Below are 14,521 nucleotides of genomic sequence, written 5' to 3' on the forward strand. Positions count from 1 at the left end.
TCCGCCCCAGCGACCGCCCGTCCCCTTCTCGTACGCGCCCCTCGCAGGTGTGCGCGTACGCACGCACCCGGAGTTCCCGCATGCCCAAGACCACGTCCAAGCCGTCCAGGCCCGCCGCGCCGGCCAAGTCCCGCAAGCCGTTCCTCATCTGGGCGGCCGTGGTGGCCGCCGCCGCCGTCCTCGGGATCGCCTCCTACCAGGCGAGTTCCCCCGACCCGAAGCCCACGGTCAACGACTCGGCCGCCTCCGCCTCCGCCTCCGACCCGGCCGCGGCGGGCGCTCACCCGGAACTGATGAAGCTGGCCCGTCGGGACGCGAAGGACCCGCTGGCGCAGGGCCGCGCCGACGCGCCCGTCGTGATGATCGAGTACGCCGACTTCAAGTGCTCGTACTGCGGCAAGTTCGCCCGTGACACCGAGCCGCAGCTGGTGAAGAAGTACGTCGACAACGGCACCCTGCGCATCGAGTGGCGCAACTTCCCGATCTTCGGCGCCGAGTCGGAGGCGGCGGCGCGCGGGGCGTGGGCGGCCGGGCAGCAGGGGAAGTTCTGGCAGTTCCACGCGGCGGCGTACGCGGAGGGCGCCAAGGAGAAGGGGTTCGGCGGCGACCGCCTCAAGGAGCTGGCCAAGGAGGCCGGGGTGCCGGACGCGGCACGCTTCGAGACGGACCTCGACAGCGACGCGGCGAAGGCTGCGGTGAAGAAGGACCAGGACGAGGCGTACGCGCTCGGCGCCAGCTCCACCCCCTCCTTCCTCATCAACGGCACGCCCCTCGCGGGTGCCCAGCCCATGGCCGAGTTCGCGCAGGTCATCGAGGCGGCGGCGAAGAAGTGACCCCGAACATCGGTTACCTGGCCGCATTCCTCGGCGGTCTGCTCGCCCTGCTCAGCCCGTGCAGCGCGCTGCTCCTGCCGGCGTTCTTCGCGTACTCGATCTCCAGCCGCACCAAGCTGCTCGCCCGCACGGGCATCTTCTACGCGGGCCTGGCCACCACCCTGGTGCCGCTGGGCGCGGCGGGCTCGTACGCGGGCCGCCTCTTCTACGGCCACCGCGACCAGCTGGTCCTCTTCGGCGGCTGGCTGATCATCGTCCTCGGCATCGCCCAGATCGTGGGCATGGGCTTCGCGAGCCGCCGCATGACGGAGCTGTCCGGGAAGATCCGCCCCACGACCGCGGTCTCCGTGTACGCGCTGGGGGCGGTGTACGGCCTCGCCGGGTTCTGCGCGGGCCCGATCCTGGGCAGCGTCCTGACGGTGGCGGCGGTGAGCGGCAGCCCGGTCTACGGCGGTCTGCTGCTCGCGGTCTACGCCCTGGGCATGGCGGTCCCGCTGTTCGTCCTGGCCCTGCTCTGGGAGCGCTTCGAACTGGGCGGCCGCACGTGGCTGCGCGGCAGGGTCCTGAAGCTGGGCCGCCTCGAACTCCACACCACGTCCCTCCTGTCGGGCCTGTTCTTCATCGCGCTCGGCGCCCTGTTCCTGGCGTACGACGGCGCGACGGCCCTGCCCGGCCTGCTGAACGTGGACGACTCGTACGCGCTGGAGGAGTGGACCAAGAACGTCGGAAACGCGGTCCCGAACTGGGCGCTGCTGACGGCCATCGTGGCGGCGGCCGCGGTCACGCTGGGCGTACGGGGGTGGCGGGCACGGGCCCGCGCACCGGAGGACACCTGAGCCCTCGGGCCGCCCGGGCGGGTTTGCCCACCCGCCCGCCCTTGGCCCGGGGTTGGTTGGGTTCCGGCCCCCTGGGGCTGCGCCCCAGACCCCTGAGGGGCTGCGCCCCTCGAACCCCCGCAAGGGGCTCCGCCCCCTGCACCCCCGTTCGCGCCTGAACGGCGCTCGTCCTCAATCGCCGGACGGGCTGAAATGCCCGATGCGGCCCAGCGCCGAATCCTTCAGGGGCGCGGGGAACTGCGCGACCGGCCACCCACGGTGCGAGGCCGACAGGGGGTTGGGGGCGCGAGGAACTGCGCGAGAAGCGAGCACGGCCCGCAGCCGAAGAACTCTCCCCCGGAGGGTCTCGGGAAGGGGCGGGGTGGGGGAAAAGCCCTCGACCAGCCCCGCCCCGAACGCCCCGGGTACGACGAAAGCCCCGACCGGGAAGGTCGGGGCTTTCTGTGGTGGCTGGGGCCGGGGTCGAACCGGCGACCTATCGCTTTTCAGGCGATCGCTCGTACCAACTGAGCTACCCAGCCACGCGGTTCACCGAGGTGAACCGCAGCGGTCCTGACGGGATTTGAACCCGCGGCCTCCACCTTGACAGGGTGGCGAGCACTCCAAACTGCTCCACAGGACCAAGCTTGCGCGAGAACAAGTCTCGCACAGGATTGTGCGTGCCCCCAACGGGATTCGAACCCGTGCTACCGCCTTGAAAGGGCGGCGTCCTGGGCCACTAGACGATGAGGGCTAATTGGCCCGCCTGGGCGCTTCGCAGCGCGTCGGGGACGTGAGAAGCATATGGGATGCGGGGAGGTATCGCCAAAACGGTTTCCGAGGAGGTCACGCGGGGGTGCGCGCAGGGCGCCGCGGCCCGGCCGCCGAGGGGCCTCCCGGGACGGGTCCGGCGGCGCGCGGCGGGGCCGGACGACCGCGCGGACGCGCCCGAACGCCGGTGCGTGACCGACAATGGCCGGGTGCTGGAGATGACGCGCGAGGAGTTCGAGGAGCTGGTCGGCGAGGCGCTGGACCGGATCCCGCCCGAGCTGACCCGCCTGATGGACAACGTCGCGGTGTTCGTCGAGGACGAACCGGCCCCCGACGACCCCGAGCTGCTCGGCCTCTACGAGGGAACCCCGCTCACCGACCGCGGCGAGTGGTACGCCGGGGTGCTCCCGGACCGGATCACCATCTACCGGGGTCCCACGCTGCGGATGTGCGGGACGCGCGAGGAGGTCGTCGCCGAGACGGAGGTGACGGTGGTTCATGAGATCGCCCATCACTTCGGGATCGACGACGCCCGCCTCCACGCGCTCGGATACGGCTGATCCCGCCCACTCCCGCCCACTCCGGGCCCACTCTCCCGCGCGCGCTCACGCGATCGCGTACGGCTGATCCCGTCCACGCCGTACCCCGCTCCCGTCCGGCCGATCCCACTCCGTCCCCGGCGGGGCCGCGCTTGCTCGGACGGATGTCGGGCGCAAGCCGGGTGCGGCCCGGGCGTGTCCCCGGTGGGGGGCCGGGAGTTGGAACGTGTGACCCCACTCCCGCGTTCCGGAGGTGCCCCCGTGCGCCAGTTGACCACCCCTGTCCGCCTGGCCGAGCTGGCCGTGACCGTCCTGGTGCTCGCGGCGTCGGCGGGCTGCATGAGCGTGAGTGACAACGAGGGGAGGCCGAAGCCCTCGGCGTCCGCCGGGCGGCACGGCGAGGCCGCCAGGTCCGACGAGGAGGGCAAGGGCGGCTCCGGCGAGGGCCGGGAACGTACCGGCAAGCACGACCCGAAGGCGCCGGGCGGCCCGTCCGGCGCCCCGAGCGCGAGCGGGACGCCGGGGGCGTCCGGCGCGGCCGTGCCCTCGTCGGGCGCGCACCCGAAGCCCGGCGTCCCGGCCCCGGCCAAGCCGTCGCCGGGAGCCCCCTCGCAGCCCGCCCCGTCGGCCAGCCACTCGGCGCCGCCCCCGCCGCCCGTCTCGTCCCCGCCCCCGCCGCCCGTCTCGCCTCCGCCGGCCTCCCCGTCGACGACTCCGGGGGCCGACACGCACAACAGCGCGCTGCGCGGAAACCAGGCTCCGCTCCAGCCGGAGCCCAGTGCATCACCGCAGGTCGGACCGGTTTAGGGGGACTCGGTTTGCCTTAGGGGGGTGGGGGTGCGTATGGTAGTAGATCGTTTGATCCCATTGCCCGGCGCCGACACAGAAGAGCGCCGTGTGGCGCGTACTCTCCCTAGCCGTGGCTGACCGCATTGAGGCGGTCGAATTGCGAATTCACGGAGTTGACGGGCGCGTGCCGAGACTCCGGAAGGTTTCGCATTTCGCATGTCCATTTCCAGCACTGATCACTCCGTCCTGCCCGAGAACGAGAACAACGACTCCATCGAGGCCCGCGAGAACGACGTCGTCGAGGCCGTAGCGGCCTCCGACGTCATCGAGGTCGTCGAGATCGTCGAATCCGGCTCCGAGGCGGACGAGAACACCGAGCCGACCGTCACCTTCGCGGACCTCGGTCTGCCCGAGGGCGTCGTGCGCAAGCTCGCCCAGAACGGGGTGACCACCCCCTTCCCGATCCAGGCCGCGACCATCCCGGACGCCCTGGCCGGCAAGGACATCCTCGGCCGTGGCCGTACCGGCTCCGGCAAGACCCTCTCCTTCGGTCTGCCCACCCTGGCCACGCTGGCCGGCGGGCACACGGAGAAGAAGAAGCCCCGCGCGATCATCCTCACGCCGACGCGTGAGCTCGCGATGCAGGTCGCGGACGCCCTCCAGCCGTACGGCGACGTGCTCGGCCTGAAGATGAAGGTCGTCTGCGGCGGTACCTCGATGAGCAACCAGATCTACGCCCTGGAGCGCGGCGTCGACGTCCTCGTCGCCACCCCGGGCCGTCTGCGCGACCTCATCAACCGCGGCGCCTGCTCGCTCGCCAACGTCCAGGTCGCCGTCCTCGACGAGGCCGACCAGATGTCCGACCTGGGCTTCCTGCCCGAGGTCACCGAGCTGCTCGACCAGATCCCCGGTGGCGGCCAGCGCATGCTCTTCTCGGCCACGATGGAGAACGAGATCTCCACCCTGGTCAAGCGCTACCTGACGAACCCCGTCACGCACGAGGTCGACAGCGCGCAGGGCAACGTCTCGACGATGACCCACCACGTCCTGGTCGTGAAGCCCAAGGACAAGGCGCCGGTCACCGCCGCCATCGCCGCCCGCAAGGGCCGCACGATCATCTTCGTCCGCACCCAGCTGGGCGCGGACCGCATCGCCGAGCAGCTCTGCGAGTCGGGCGTGAAGGCCGACGCGCTGCACGGCGGCATGACCCAGGGCGCCCGTACCCGCGTTCTTGAGGACTTCAAGAAGGGCTACGTCAACGCCCTGGTCGCCACCGACGTCGCCGCCCGCGGCATCCACGTCGACGGCATCGACCTGGTGCTCAACGTGGACCCGGCCGGCGACCACAAGGACTACCTGCACCGCTCGGGCCGTACCGCCCGCGCCGGCAAGTCCGGTGTTGTCGTGTCGCTCTCGCTGCCGCACCAGCGCCGCCAGATCTTCCGGCTGATGGAGGACGCGGGCGTCGACGCCTCGCGCCACATCATCCAGAGCGCCGGCGCGTTCGACCCGGAGGTCGCCGAGATCACCGGCGCCCGTTCGCTGACCGAGGTCCAGGCCGACTCCGCGAACAACTCGGCCAAGCAGGCCGAGCGCGAGGTCGCCGACCTCACCAAGCAGCTGGAGCGCCTGACCCGTCGGGCCGGTGAGCTCCGCGAGGAGGCCGACCGCCTGGTGGCCCGCGCCGCCCGTGAGCGCGGCGAGGACCCGGAGGCCGCGGTCGCCGAGGTCGCCGCCGAGGCCGAGGCCGAGGTCGCGGCTGCTGCCGCCGCCGCTGCCGTGCCGGTGCAGGAAGCCCGCGAGGACCGCGGCAACTTCCAGCGCCGTGACGACCGGGGCAACTTCGAGCGCCGTGACAACCGCGACAGCCGTGGTGGCGACCGTGGTGGCTTCCGCCGTGACGACCGTCCCTCGGGCGGCTTCAACCGCGGTGGCAACGACCGTCCGTTCAACCGTGACCGTCGTGACGAGCGCCCCTCCGGCGGCTTCCGCCGCGACGACCGTCCCTCGGGCGGCTTCAACCGCGACCGCCGCGACGACCGTCCCTCGGGCGGCTTCAACCGTGACGACCGCGGTGGCGACCGTGGCGGCTTCCGCCGCGACGACCGTCCCTCCGGCGGCTTCCGTCGTGACGAGCGTCCCTCGGGCGGCTTCAACCGCGATGACCGCGGTGGCGACCGTGGCGGCTTCCGCCGCGACGACCGTCCCTCGGGCGGCTTCAACCGTGACGACCGTGGCGGCGACCGCGGCTTCAACCGCGACCGCCGTGACGAGCGCCCCTCCGGTGGCGGCTTCAACCGCGGTGGCAGCGACCGTCCGTTCAACCGCGACCGTCGTGACGACCGTCCCTCCGGCGGCGGCTTCCGCTCCGGCGGCCACGACCGTCCGTACGGCCGTCGTGACGAGCACCGCGGTACCGGCACCAACACCGGTTCCTTCGGCGGCCGCCGCGACGACAAGCCGCGCTGGAAGCGCAACGGCTGATCGTGCTGAACCCGGCCTGAGGCGCAACGGCTGAGCCCGTTGCCCGACGGCCCATCAGGGCCCGTATCCCGCCTGCCCGGCGGCGTACGGGCCCTTTTGCGTGGGCCCCGACGCCGATGGGCGGGCACCCCCGGCGAGCCCTCACCCCGAGGACCGCTGAATCTCGGCCATCTCGGCCCCCCGCCGGCGCATGCCCTACCCGCGGGTTGGGAATCGCTGGGGGCATGACAAATGACGCCAGCCCCAACTCCCCGGAAAGACACGGCACTTCCGGGGGCGCGCCAGGCATACCAGGCAGACCAACCGCGCCAGGCGCCACCGGTGCGACGACCGACGAGGAACTCCTGGCCCAGCTCGGCTACAAGCAGGTCCTCGCCCGGCGCATGTCGGCGTTCTCCAACTACGCCGTCTCGTTCACGATCATCTCGGTGCTTTCCGGCTGCCTGACGATGTACGCGTACGGCATGAAGACCGGCGGCCCCGCCCTCATCACCTGGGGCTGGGTGGCGGTGGGCCTGATGACGCTGATCGTCGGCCTCGCGATGGCCGAGATCTGCTCCGCGTACCCGACCTCGGCGGGCCTGTACTTCTGGGCCCACCGTCTGGCGCCGCCCCGGCAGGCCGCCGCCTGGGCGTGGTTCACGGGCTGGTTCAACGTCCTCGGCCAGATCGCGGTGACGGCGGGCGTCGACTTCGGTGCGGCGTCGTTCCTCGGGGCCTACCTGAACCTCCAGTTCGGCTTCGGGGTCACGCCGGCCCGCACGATCCTGCTCTTCGCGGCGATCCTGGTCCTGCACGGGCTCCTGAACACGTTCGGCGTGCGGATCGTGGCGTTCCTCAACAGCGTGAGCGTGTGGTGGCACGTGCTCGGCGTGCTGGCGATCGTGGCGGCCCTGGCCCTCGTCCCCGACCACCACCGCTCGACCTCGTTCGTCTTCACCGACTTCGTGAACGAGACCGGCTTCACCAACAGCGTCTACGTGGTGCTGATCGGCCTGTTGATGGCCCAGTACACCTTCACCGGATACGACGCCTCCGCCCACATGACGGAGGAGACCCACGACGCCTCGACCGCCGGCCCGCGCGGCATCGTCCGGTCCATCTGGACGTCCTGGATAGCGGGGTTCGTGCTGCTGCTCGGCTTCACGTACGCGATCGGCGCGTACGACACCCAGCTGAACTCGGACACGGGCGCGCCCCCCGCCCAGATCCTCCTGGACTCGCTGGGGGCCACCGGCGGCAAGCTGCTCCTCCTGGTGGTGATCGGCGCCCAGCTCTTCTGCGGAATGGCCTCGGTGACCGCCAACTCCCGCATGATCTACGCCTTTTCGCGCGACGGCGCGCTGCCGTTCTCGCGCCTGTGGCACACGGTGAGCCCGCGCACCCGCACGCCGGTCGCGGCGGTCTGGCTGGCCGCGGGCGCGGCGCTGGTCCTCGGCCTCCCGTACTTGATCAACGTGACGGCCTACGCGGCGGTGACCTCGATCGCGGTGATCGGCCTCTACATCGCGTACGTGATCCCGACCCTGTTGCGCCTGTTCCGCGGTGACGCGTTCGCGCGGGGCCCCTGGCACCTGGGCCGCTGGTCGCGCCCGATCGGCATCGTGGCGGTGGCCTGGGTGGCGGTCATCACAGTCCTGTTCATGCTGCCGCAGGTCTCCCCGGTCACCTGGGAGACCTTCAACTACGCCCCGATCGCGGTCCTGGCGGTCCTGGGCTTCGCCGCGGTGTGGTGGCTGGCCTCGGCCCGGCACTGGTTCCTGCGGCCCGCGGGGACGGCGACGCCGGGCGAGTGAGGGCCCGCCCGGCCCCGGCCCCCGGCCCTTTCCTCCCGTTCCGTCCCGCTCTGCACGACTCCGGCGGGACATCGCGGGCCGCGCCGCGACCCGCGACGGGCCCGACAACCGATACCCGATCGGCTGCCGGGCGCCGTCCGGCTATGCTCGGGGGTGACTCGCCAAGGGCCATTAGCTCAATTGGCAGAGCAGCGGACTTTTAATCCGTTGGTTGTCGGTTCGAGTCCGACATGGCCTACCGCTTGTCGCGGCGTCAGACATGCTCTGACCTGCAACTTCTTCAGCCCGACCGGAAACACCCGGTCGGGCTGGAGTCGTTTTGACCGCTTTGCGGGGCGCGTGAGTGCGCGAAGCGTGCCCGAGGCGCTGGCGGGCGTTCCGGGTGCGCTGCGCTGACCTGGGGCGAGGTCGGCCGCGTCGTCGGCGAGCCGGCGGTCGAGCTGGGCGTCGGGGAGTTCCGGGGCGTCGGGCAACCGGCAGTGGTCGAGGCAGCTGTCGAAGGTTCCGGTCTGCATCTGCAGGGACAGGAAGCCGCAGTCATCGCGGGTGACCGTCGCGCTCCAGACGATGCCGCCCCGCCGGGGATCGTTGTCGCGCTCGATCCACAAGGCCGTGCGGGCAGGCTCGACCGCATCCCGCACGCGTCCGGCGATGGCGACGTTCGGGATGGGGATGGTGCCCCACGCGCCTCCGGTCCTGCCGATCCAGTCGGCGAGCGCTCCCCCTGAAGCGGTAGGACATCGAGGAGTTGATCGCTGCGCAGATCAGAGAACGAAGCGCGGTGAATGGAGGCCCACCCGTTCTTCAACCAGCTATGGCGATCACGGAGTTGGGGGAGTTACGCTCGTGAATGCGAGGAGGGCCTCGCACGCGGAGTCAGGCAGGCGACGGCAACGAGGACCGTCCCAGGAAGCTGGCTGACGAAGCTCCCCCGATCGGTGGACGCAAGGGGGCACCGTCGGCGTAGCTGTGTAGTAACGAGCGCTTTGATGCGTCCAAAGCCTCAGTTGGGTCACATTCATGTGGCCGAGCTGAGGCACACCCCTGCCATCGGTTCGGTCACCCTTTCGAAAGGGTTTGGACCGGTGAAACTCTCCCCCTTCGCCGCGCAGGTGCTCTTCCTCCTCCTGGCTCTGGTCTCCTCCACCCTCGTAGCGGGTGTGGCTGGTGTGCTGAGCTATGTGGCTGGTTCGGGCATCGCGGCTTCGGTGCTCTATGGCGGCGGCGCATTCATCCTGGTGATGACGCTCTGTGTCACCATCCTCACGGCCCTGGGCCTCCTCGGAGGAGTCGGCAGCAGTGGCCCGTGACCCTGAGCACCAGGGGGCGGGGCGCGGCTTTGCCCTGGCCGCCGTTGGAGTCGCCGACGTGCGAACGCGGAGACGGGCTTGAGGTGGGCCACTGGTCGGAGAGCCCGGCCAGGTGGTCAGCCAGTGGGATCGTTGACGGCGCTGCGTAGCGACACGCTGCCCTGGTACGAGGCGTTGATGGTGCACCTGGCGGTCACCGATCCGCCCTTGGGGGTCGAGGGGATGATGGCTGTGCAGCTTCCGACGCTTCCGGCCGACTCGGATGCGGAGGTGCCGCCCTCCTTCTCGAGGAAGAAGTTCACCGTTGCCCCGCCGGTTTCGGTGCCGGTGTTGGTGACTACGCGGGACACGGGGCATCCGCCGTTGCCCACGCTGTGGCAGGGGCCCTCGAACTGGGGAGGCCCTACCTGAGAGAAGTGCACTTTGCCGCAGTACAACAAGGTGGTGGAGCAGCTGGCCGTCACCGAGGGGGAAGGTGGCGGCTGCGAGGTGCTGACCGTGTGGCTGGTGCCGTTGGCCCAGTCCTTGAGCTCCGAGAAGTTGTGTATGCCGAAGAAGGCGGCGACAGTCAGCGCAGTGCCGACCGCCCCTATCAGCCACTTGCCGTCCCCGCCGCTGCCCGTCGGAGTGTCGACCATGGTTTCGCCCCGTCACTATGCCGAAAGGTGAGGCTAGCCAGGCGAAGCTAACTGGCGAATCAGTCAAATCACAAGGCCTGTAAGGCAGTTGAGTGCGTGCGTGGTCCGGCTGCGCCCCGAGCGTCTGCCGCGCCCATGTGCTGGTAGTCCCACCGGCGAGGGGCGCTGTGCCCCGGCTTGCGGGACGGCGGCGGCGAGGGTGAACAGCTGCCGATCAAGTGGGAGAGCGGCGTCGCGGGTACTGAGGTTGGCCGATGAGGGTGCTCCCGTGCTGGCAGGGTCAGCCGTATGGATTGCATTTTCTGCGGGCTCATCCGTGAAGGCACCGCGAGTTGGGTGGAGCGTGGTCCGGTGGCGTGTGCTTTCGCTCCCCTGAACCCGCTGGCGCCGGGTCACACTCTGGTGGTTCCGACGCTGCATTACGCGGACGTGTTCGAGACCCCGCCCGAGGTCCTCGCCGTGACGGCGGCGCTGGTCCAGCGTGTGGCCGAGGCTGCGCGGACCGCCTTGAACGCCTCGGGGGTGAACATCCTCAGCGCCAACGGTCCGGGGTCGCAGCAGTCGGTGCCCCACCTGCACTTCCACGTCGTTCCGCGGTGGGTGGACGACGGAATCTCGACCTGGCCCACCGGACGCTCCGCACACCGCGTCACCGGCGATCCGGGGGCCCGGCTTGCCGACGCCCTGGCTTCGGGCCGGCGCCACGGAAGTTGAGCCGGTGTCCGAAAGGGAGCGCAGGGCCGTAACGGTCTCGTGCACGGCAAGTGCGTACGTCACCGGTCCTCCCGCCTGCTCGACGCAGCGCCCAGGCCGCGCCCGCGTACTGGTCGCTCCGTCGGCGAGGCGGACGCCGTCGGGACCGTAGACCGCACTGATGCCGGTCAGGGTCGAGCGTGATGAGCCCGGTCCGGCCTTCTCGCTCGTACACGACGTAGTCCCACCGCTTCACGACTCGGCCCCCTCCAACTCCAGCCCCTTCAACTCCAGCGACCCGGCCACGATCAGCGCGGCCAGTCGGGACGGGTCGCACAGATCGCCCGGGCGGGTCACGGGCACGGCCCAGTAGCCTTCGAGACCGTCCTCGGGGTCGGTGCGCTCGATGGGGGGCACGCCCAAGTAGTTGTCGCGGCCGAGGTACTCCGCGTACGGACTGTGCCCCCAGGTCGGCGCCGCGGGCGGAGTGAAGGCGTAGAACCGCTGGATCGACGGAGCGTGGAGAACGGGGCCGCGCAAGGCGGATGCCAGCGCTCGGGTCGCCTGGACGGACATCCTGCTGCCGGTGATCGCGTACACGAGCGGCTCGGTGAGGCGCACGGCCGAGAAGCGGCGGCCGAGGGCGAGTGCGGCGATGCCGCCCTTCTCCCATTGGTCTTTGGCCACTTGGGGCCGGTTGAGGCTGCCCGCGAGCCAGTCGCGGATCGACTCCCGCTCGGACTCGGTGAGGGGGTGGACAACTGGGGTGTCAACGGTGTTCATGGGTGCCTCCGCCGTCGGCTGCTCGAAGCGGCGCGGAGCGCCGTAGTGACCGGCAAGCTAAGGAAGCAGGCGACAGATCCGCTCGGCGATTGCGCGCAATTGCGCACGTAGGCAGAAAGGTTCGCCGGGATTGCTCAGGCGGTGTCGAGAGATGCCCGGGCGCGCGCGATGATGCGGTGCGCCTGCGGGCCGTACGCGGCAGACTCGGCCAGCCAGTCCCACGCGCGCTCGTACAGGCGGATCGAGTCCTCGTCGTCGAGCCACATCTCTGTGTCGATCGTTTCGACGATCACGAGACGACGGTCGTAGATCCAGAACCCATGTGCCGGGGTGCGCCGCAGCTCCGCTCCGAGCGGCACGATGCCGAGCTCGATGGTGTCGAGGCCGATCAGACCGACGAGCCGGTCCAGTTGAGCCGCGTGAACCTCGCGCGAGCACATCCGCACGTATAGGGCGGCCTCCCACACGAGGAAGCGAAAGCTCTTGCCCGGTTCGTACAGGGCTTGCTGTCGGCGTATCCGTGTCCGTACGGCCTCGTCGATGTCCTTGGCGACCTGCCGGAACTCGGAGTTCGCGGCGAAGGTCGCGCGGGCGTAGTCCGGTGTCTGGAACAGGCCCGGGATGCGCGCGACTTCCAGACCGCGGATCGCCTTCGTGTCCGCGGTCTCCGCGATGGCGAGCTCCTGCCTGACGCGATGCCCGGTGGCCAGCTGACGGCGCCACGACCGGTACCTCGTCTCCACCCCCGACAGGCGTCCTGTCAGCTCGCCCGTCAGCTCCGGCCGGCCGACGGCGCGCGCCCAAGCGCCGAGATCACCCGGCGTCGGGGTCTGTTTCCCCAGCTCCAGGCGGGACACCTTGGAGCGCTGCCAGCCGAGCCGTTCCGCGATGCCTTTCCCGTCGAGGCCGGCCGCAGTGCGCAGTTCCCGCAGCCGCGCACCCAAGGCGATCCTCGCGTTCTGGAAGTCCGTGCTCACACGGTGGAACGTACCTGCCTCTGGAACTCCTCGGTACGGGTCGCGTAGTGCCAGGCCTTGTCACGCGCCTGGCAGGCGGCCAGAACCTCGGGAGGATCTTCGCTGACGATCACGCCCAGGGTGTTGTCCTCGTCGTCGAAGACGAGACGGACCAGGGTGCGGGAGTCGAAGAGCCAGAAGTCCCAGTCGGGCAGTCCGAGACGACCGGCTTCCGATCGGGTCAGGTTGCGGATGTCCTCACCGGCTGCGACGTTCCCGAGTCCGGAGGCCAGGAGGTACCGCTGCCCCTCGGTGGCCGGCACGTCGACGAGCCGGACGCGCTCGAAGCGCTTCCCCTGATCCGTCTGCTTGCGCACGTTGGTCCGCCAGGCGTCGAAGGGCTCGTCGGCGATGCCTTCGCCGGCCTGCCAGCGCTGCCACTTTTCGCCCTTGCGGTCGGAGGCGTAGCCGCGGCGCGTCTCCAGGCGCCAGGCCGTGTGCTTGAAGTCGGCGAACATGTGCGTCACTTCGGAAAAGGGGATCGGGTCGTTCGGCATGGCGCGGGGAGCGAACCGAGCGAGCAGCTCACGCGGCACGGTGACGAAGGTCTCCGACTCCTTCACGTCGCGCAGCTGAACCAGGTGCTCGGGGTCGGTCACCCGCTCGCCTTGCACGAGGATGTCCCCGGTCCCCTCGACTTCGTACAGCGTGGGGCAGTCGCCGTCGTCGCTGGTGGTGCCGATGTAGCGAAGTGTCATGTCGCCCTCCGTCCGGCCCTGTTGGGGAATCAGCATGCGCAGGGCGATCTCCCGCGCGCCCCGTGATTGCGGCAGATTGCGAATCGAGGTGCCGTCGGCGGGGTGTGCGGGCAATGCCACACGACAATGCGCCCCGGTCCGACCCGAAGGCCAGGCAGGGGGCCCGCACGCCGGGAGCTACAGGGCCGACTGGAACGCCGAGGCGGACGGCACGGTGTCGGCGGCCTCGGTGACCCGGTCGACGACCGGCGAGCCTTCGCCGGCGAGCCGGGCCGCCATCCGTGCGGTGAGCGGAACGTAGGGGGCGCCGGCCGGAGCGGGGAGAGGCTGGGCGGCGGCCGGAACAAGCTCTGGGGTCATGGTTTGACTGTCCCTGTCCGGGTGGTGCTGGAAGGGCAGTTCCGGTCTGGCAGTTGATGGCGGATCGAGGTGGATCGAGGTGGATCGGGGCGGATCACCGACGCCGCGAGGCGCATCACCGACGCCGCGAGGCGCATCACCCCGCGCATCACCCCCGCCATGAGGGCGCGAGGGGGCTTCCTTCTTGCCGCAACGACAAAGGCGGCCCCCGTCACGGGCCCGAGGCCGGTGACACGGGGCGCCCAGCACCAGTCGTCCATGAGGGGTTCCGGCGGGCGGCGGTGGAGCGGGCCGATTCGTCGATGCCGTCGAGGTCCTCCGCGACCCGGCCGCGCCGGACCCGCCCGGCGCCGGACCCGGCCGCGCCGGACCCGTCGACGATCTGCGCGTCGGCCTCGGGGTGCTGTCCGTTCGGTCCCACGCGGGCGACCGGCTTGCCTGCCCGTGCCGTGAGGTCGACGGCCTTCAGCGCGACCCGCTCGTTGAACTCCAGTGATAGCGAGGCGAGTTGGAGCAGTGCCGTCACATCTGCTGCTTTCCGGCGCGCACCAGACACCAGGCGCCGCCGCCGAGGAACAGGAACGTCACCCCGCGCACTGCCAGACTGGCCATGAGGCTCAGTTCGTCCGGCAGGCCGGCGGCCCTGGTCTGGGTGATCCAGATCAGCGCGCCGCCGAGCACGATGAGGGCGACGCCACCGGCGCCCCAGGCGGTGCGGGCGGCTGTGGTCCGGTCGTTCTCCATCGTCAATTCTCCTTTGTACAGGGGGAGATGGGGTCGGAATGCGCATCGGGACGCTTCCGGCACGAGATCGTCGAGGTGGTGTCCGGCGGCGGTGCGCGATGAGCAGGATGGTCGTGCGGACGGGGATCGCCCGCAGCTTCTCGAGGATCTCGGCCTCGGTCTGCCGCGTCGATGACGGCCGTCGGTTCGTCCAGGACGGCCACGGGGCGCCCCGCAGGAAGGCACGGCCGGCGCGACCTCGCGCCAGGAGTG

15 protein-coding genes and 4 tRNA genes are annotated in these 14,521 nt (G+C 70.7%); 9 read left to right on the forward strand and 10 right to left on the reverse strand.

All coding sequences use genetic code 11. The features are described 5' to 3' along the window. Window positions 1-80: 80 nt before the first annotated feature. Both IE267_RS26350 and IE267_RS26355 read left to right on the forward strand, forming a co-directional pair. The gene (locus IE267_RS26350) at window positions 81-833 is read left to right on the forward strand and encodes a DsbA family protein (RefSeq protein WP_189764920.1); all 753 of its coding nucleotides are present in this window, start codon (window positions 81-83) and stop codon (window positions 831-833) included. Then, window positions 830-1,669, forward strand: coding sequence for a cytochrome c biogenesis CcdA family protein (locus IE267_RS26355; RefSeq protein ID WP_189764921.1), 840 nt, complete (start codon window positions 830-832; stop codon window positions 1,667-1,669). Before IE267_RS26350 ends, IE267_RS26355 begins: the two co-directional genes overlap by 4 nt. Before the next feature lie 444 nt (window positions 1,670-2,113). Here IE267_RS26355 and IE267_RS26360 read toward each other — a convergent pair. The 3 genes from IE267_RS26360 to IE267_RS26370 form a co-directional block, all read right to left on the reverse strand. Further along, window positions 2,114-2,190, reverse strand: a tRNA-Phe gene (locus tag IE267_RS26360). A gap of 26 nt (window positions 2,191-2,216) precedes the next feature. Next, window positions 2,217-2,291, reverse strand: a tRNA-Asp gene (locus IE267_RS26365). Between the two features lie 38 nt (window positions 2,292-2,329). Beyond that, window positions 2,330-2,402: transfer RNA gene (locus IE267_RS26370), tRNA-Glu, on the reverse strand. A gap of 226 nt (window positions 2,403-2,628) precedes the next feature. Here IE267_RS26370 and IE267_RS26375 point away from each other — a divergent pair. From IE267_RS26375 to IE267_RS26400, 6 genes are all read left to right on the forward strand, one after another. Next, a complete protein-coding gene (locus tag IE267_RS26375) occupies window positions 2,629-2,979 on the forward strand; it encodes a metallopeptidase family protein (protein WP_189764959.1) in 351 nt (116 codons plus the stop codon). A gap of 240 nt (window positions 2,980-3,219) precedes the next feature. After that, window positions 3,220-3,765: a hypothetical protein gene (locus tag IE267_RS26380; protein WP_189764922.1), complete on the forward strand. Its 546-nt coding sequence runs from the start codon at window positions 3,220-3,222 to the stop codon at window positions 3,763-3,765. A gap of 198 nt (window positions 3,766-3,963) precedes the next feature. Then, a complete protein-coding gene (locus IE267_RS26385) occupies window positions 3,964-6,231 on the forward strand; it encodes a DEAD/DEAH box helicase (RefSeq protein WP_189764923.1) in 2,268 nt (755 codons plus the stop codon). Between the two features lie 224 nt (window positions 6,232-6,455). After that, on the forward strand, window positions 6,456-8,027 hold the full coding sequence (locus IE267_RS26390; protein WP_189764924.1) for an amino acid permease: 1,572 nt from the start codon (window positions 6,456-6,458) through the stop codon (window positions 8,025-8,027). Window positions 8,028-8,192: 165 nt separating this feature from the next. Next, a tRNA-Lys gene (locus IE267_RS26395) sits at window positions 8,193-8,265 on the forward strand. An 847-nt stretch (window positions 8,266-9,112) separates the two neighbouring features. Then, window positions 9,113-9,337: a hypothetical protein gene (locus IE267_RS26400; protein ID WP_189764925.1), complete on the forward strand. Its 225-nt coding sequence runs from the start codon at window positions 9,113-9,115 to the stop codon at window positions 9,335-9,337. Between the two features lie 116 nt (window positions 9,338-9,453). Here the strand turns inward: IE267_RS26400 and IE267_RS26405 are convergent, their stop codons facing one another. Further along, the gene (locus IE267_RS26405; RefSeq protein ID WP_189764926.1) at window positions 9,454-9,975 is read right to left on the reverse strand and encodes a hypothetical protein; all 522 of its coding nucleotides are present in this window, start codon (window positions 9,973-9,975) and stop codon (window positions 9,454-9,456) included. A 288-nt stretch (window positions 9,976-10,263) separates the two neighbouring features. Here IE267_RS26405 and IE267_RS26410 point away from each other — a divergent pair, with 288 nt between their 5' ends. Next, on the forward strand, window positions 10,264-10,689 hold the full coding sequence (locus IE267_RS26410; protein WP_167158230.1) for an HIT family protein: 426 nt from the start codon (window positions 10,264-10,266) through the stop codon (window positions 10,687-10,689). Between the two features lie 231 nt (window positions 10,690-10,920). Here IE267_RS26410 and IE267_RS26415 read toward each other — a convergent pair whose 3' ends face one another. From IE267_RS26415 to IE267_RS26440, 6 genes are all read right to left on the reverse strand, one after another. Next, a complete protein-coding gene (locus tag IE267_RS26415) occupies window positions 10,921-11,451 on the reverse strand; it encodes a hypothetical protein (protein ID WP_189764927.1) in 531 nt (176 codons plus the stop codon). 134 nt (window positions 11,452-11,585) lie between these two features. Further along, window positions 11,586-12,428 (reverse strand): helix-turn-helix domain-containing protein, encoded by an 843-nt coding sequence (locus IE267_RS26420; protein ID WP_189764928.1) that lies wholly within the window; start codon window positions 12,426-12,428, stop codon window positions 11,586-11,588. Beyond that, entirely contained in the window at window positions 12,425-13,165 is a 741-nt protein-coding gene (locus IE267_RS26425; protein WP_189764929.1) for a DUF6879 family protein, read from the reverse strand. Before IE267_RS26425 ends, IE267_RS26420 begins: the two co-directional genes overlap by 4 nt. A gap of 177 nt (window positions 13,166-13,342) precedes the next feature. Continuing rightward, a complete protein-coding gene (locus IE267_RS26430; RefSeq protein WP_189764930.1) occupies window positions 13,343-13,525 on the reverse strand; it encodes a hypothetical protein in 183 nt (60 codons plus the stop codon). A 211-nt stretch (window positions 13,526-13,736) separates the two neighbouring features. Then, the gene (locus IE267_RS26435; protein WP_189764931.1) at window positions 13,737-14,051 is read right to left on the reverse strand and encodes a hypothetical protein; all 315 of its coding nucleotides are present in this window, start codon (window positions 14,049-14,051) and stop codon (window positions 13,737-13,739) included. Beyond that, complete coding sequence (locus IE267_RS26440; protein ID WP_189764932.1) at window positions 14,048-14,269, reverse strand: hypothetical protein; 222 nt, start codon at window positions 14,267-14,269, stop codon at window positions 14,048-14,050. Before IE267_RS26440 ends, IE267_RS26435 begins: the two co-directional genes overlap by 4 nt. Window positions 14,270-14,521: the final 252 nt, after the last annotated feature.

Source organism: Streptomyces xanthochromogenes (assembly GCF_014650455.1).
GTDB classification, from domain to species: Bacteria; Actinomycetota; Actinomycetes; order Streptomycetales; family Streptomycetaceae; genus Streptomyces; species Streptomyces xanthochromogenes.

Excerpts from the sequence above, each read along its gene's own strand:
- IE267_RS26350 (WP_189764920.1), top strand. The coding sequence starts at position 81 with ATGCCCAAGACCACGTCCAAGCCGTCCAGGCCCGCCGCGCCGGCCAAG.
- IE267_RS26385 (WP_189764923.1), top strand. The coding sequence starts at position 3,964 with ATGTCCATTTCCAGCACTGATCACTCCGTCCTGCCCGAGAACGAGAAC.
- IE267_RS26390 (WP_189764924.1), top strand. The coding sequence starts at position 6,456 with ATGACAAATGACGCCAGCCCCAACTCCCCGGAAAGACACGGCACTTCC.
- IE267_RS26405 (WP_189764926.1), bottom strand. The coding sequence starts at position 9,975 with ATGGTCGACACTCCGACGGGCAGCGGCGGGGACGGCAAGTGGCTGATA.
- IE267_RS26410 (WP_167158230.1), top strand. The coding sequence starts at position 10,264 with ATGGATTGCATTTTCTGCGGGCTCATCCGTGAAGGCACCGCGAGTTGG.
- IE267_RS26415 (WP_189764927.1), bottom strand. The coding sequence starts at position 11,451 with ATGAACACCGTTGACACCCCAGTTGTCCACCCCCTCACCGAGTCCGAG.
- IE267_RS26425 (WP_189764929.1), bottom strand. The coding sequence starts at position 13,165 with ATGACACTTCGCTACATCGGCACCACCAGCGACGACGGCGACTGCCCC.
- IE267_RS26430 (WP_189764930.1), bottom strand. The coding sequence starts at position 13,525 with ATGACCCCAGAGCTTGTTCCGGCCGCCGCCCAGCCTCTCCCCGCTCCG.
- IE267_RS26440 (WP_189764932.1), bottom strand. The coding sequence starts at position 14,269 with ATGGAGAACGACCGGACCACAGCCGCCCGCACCGCCTGGGGCGCCGGT.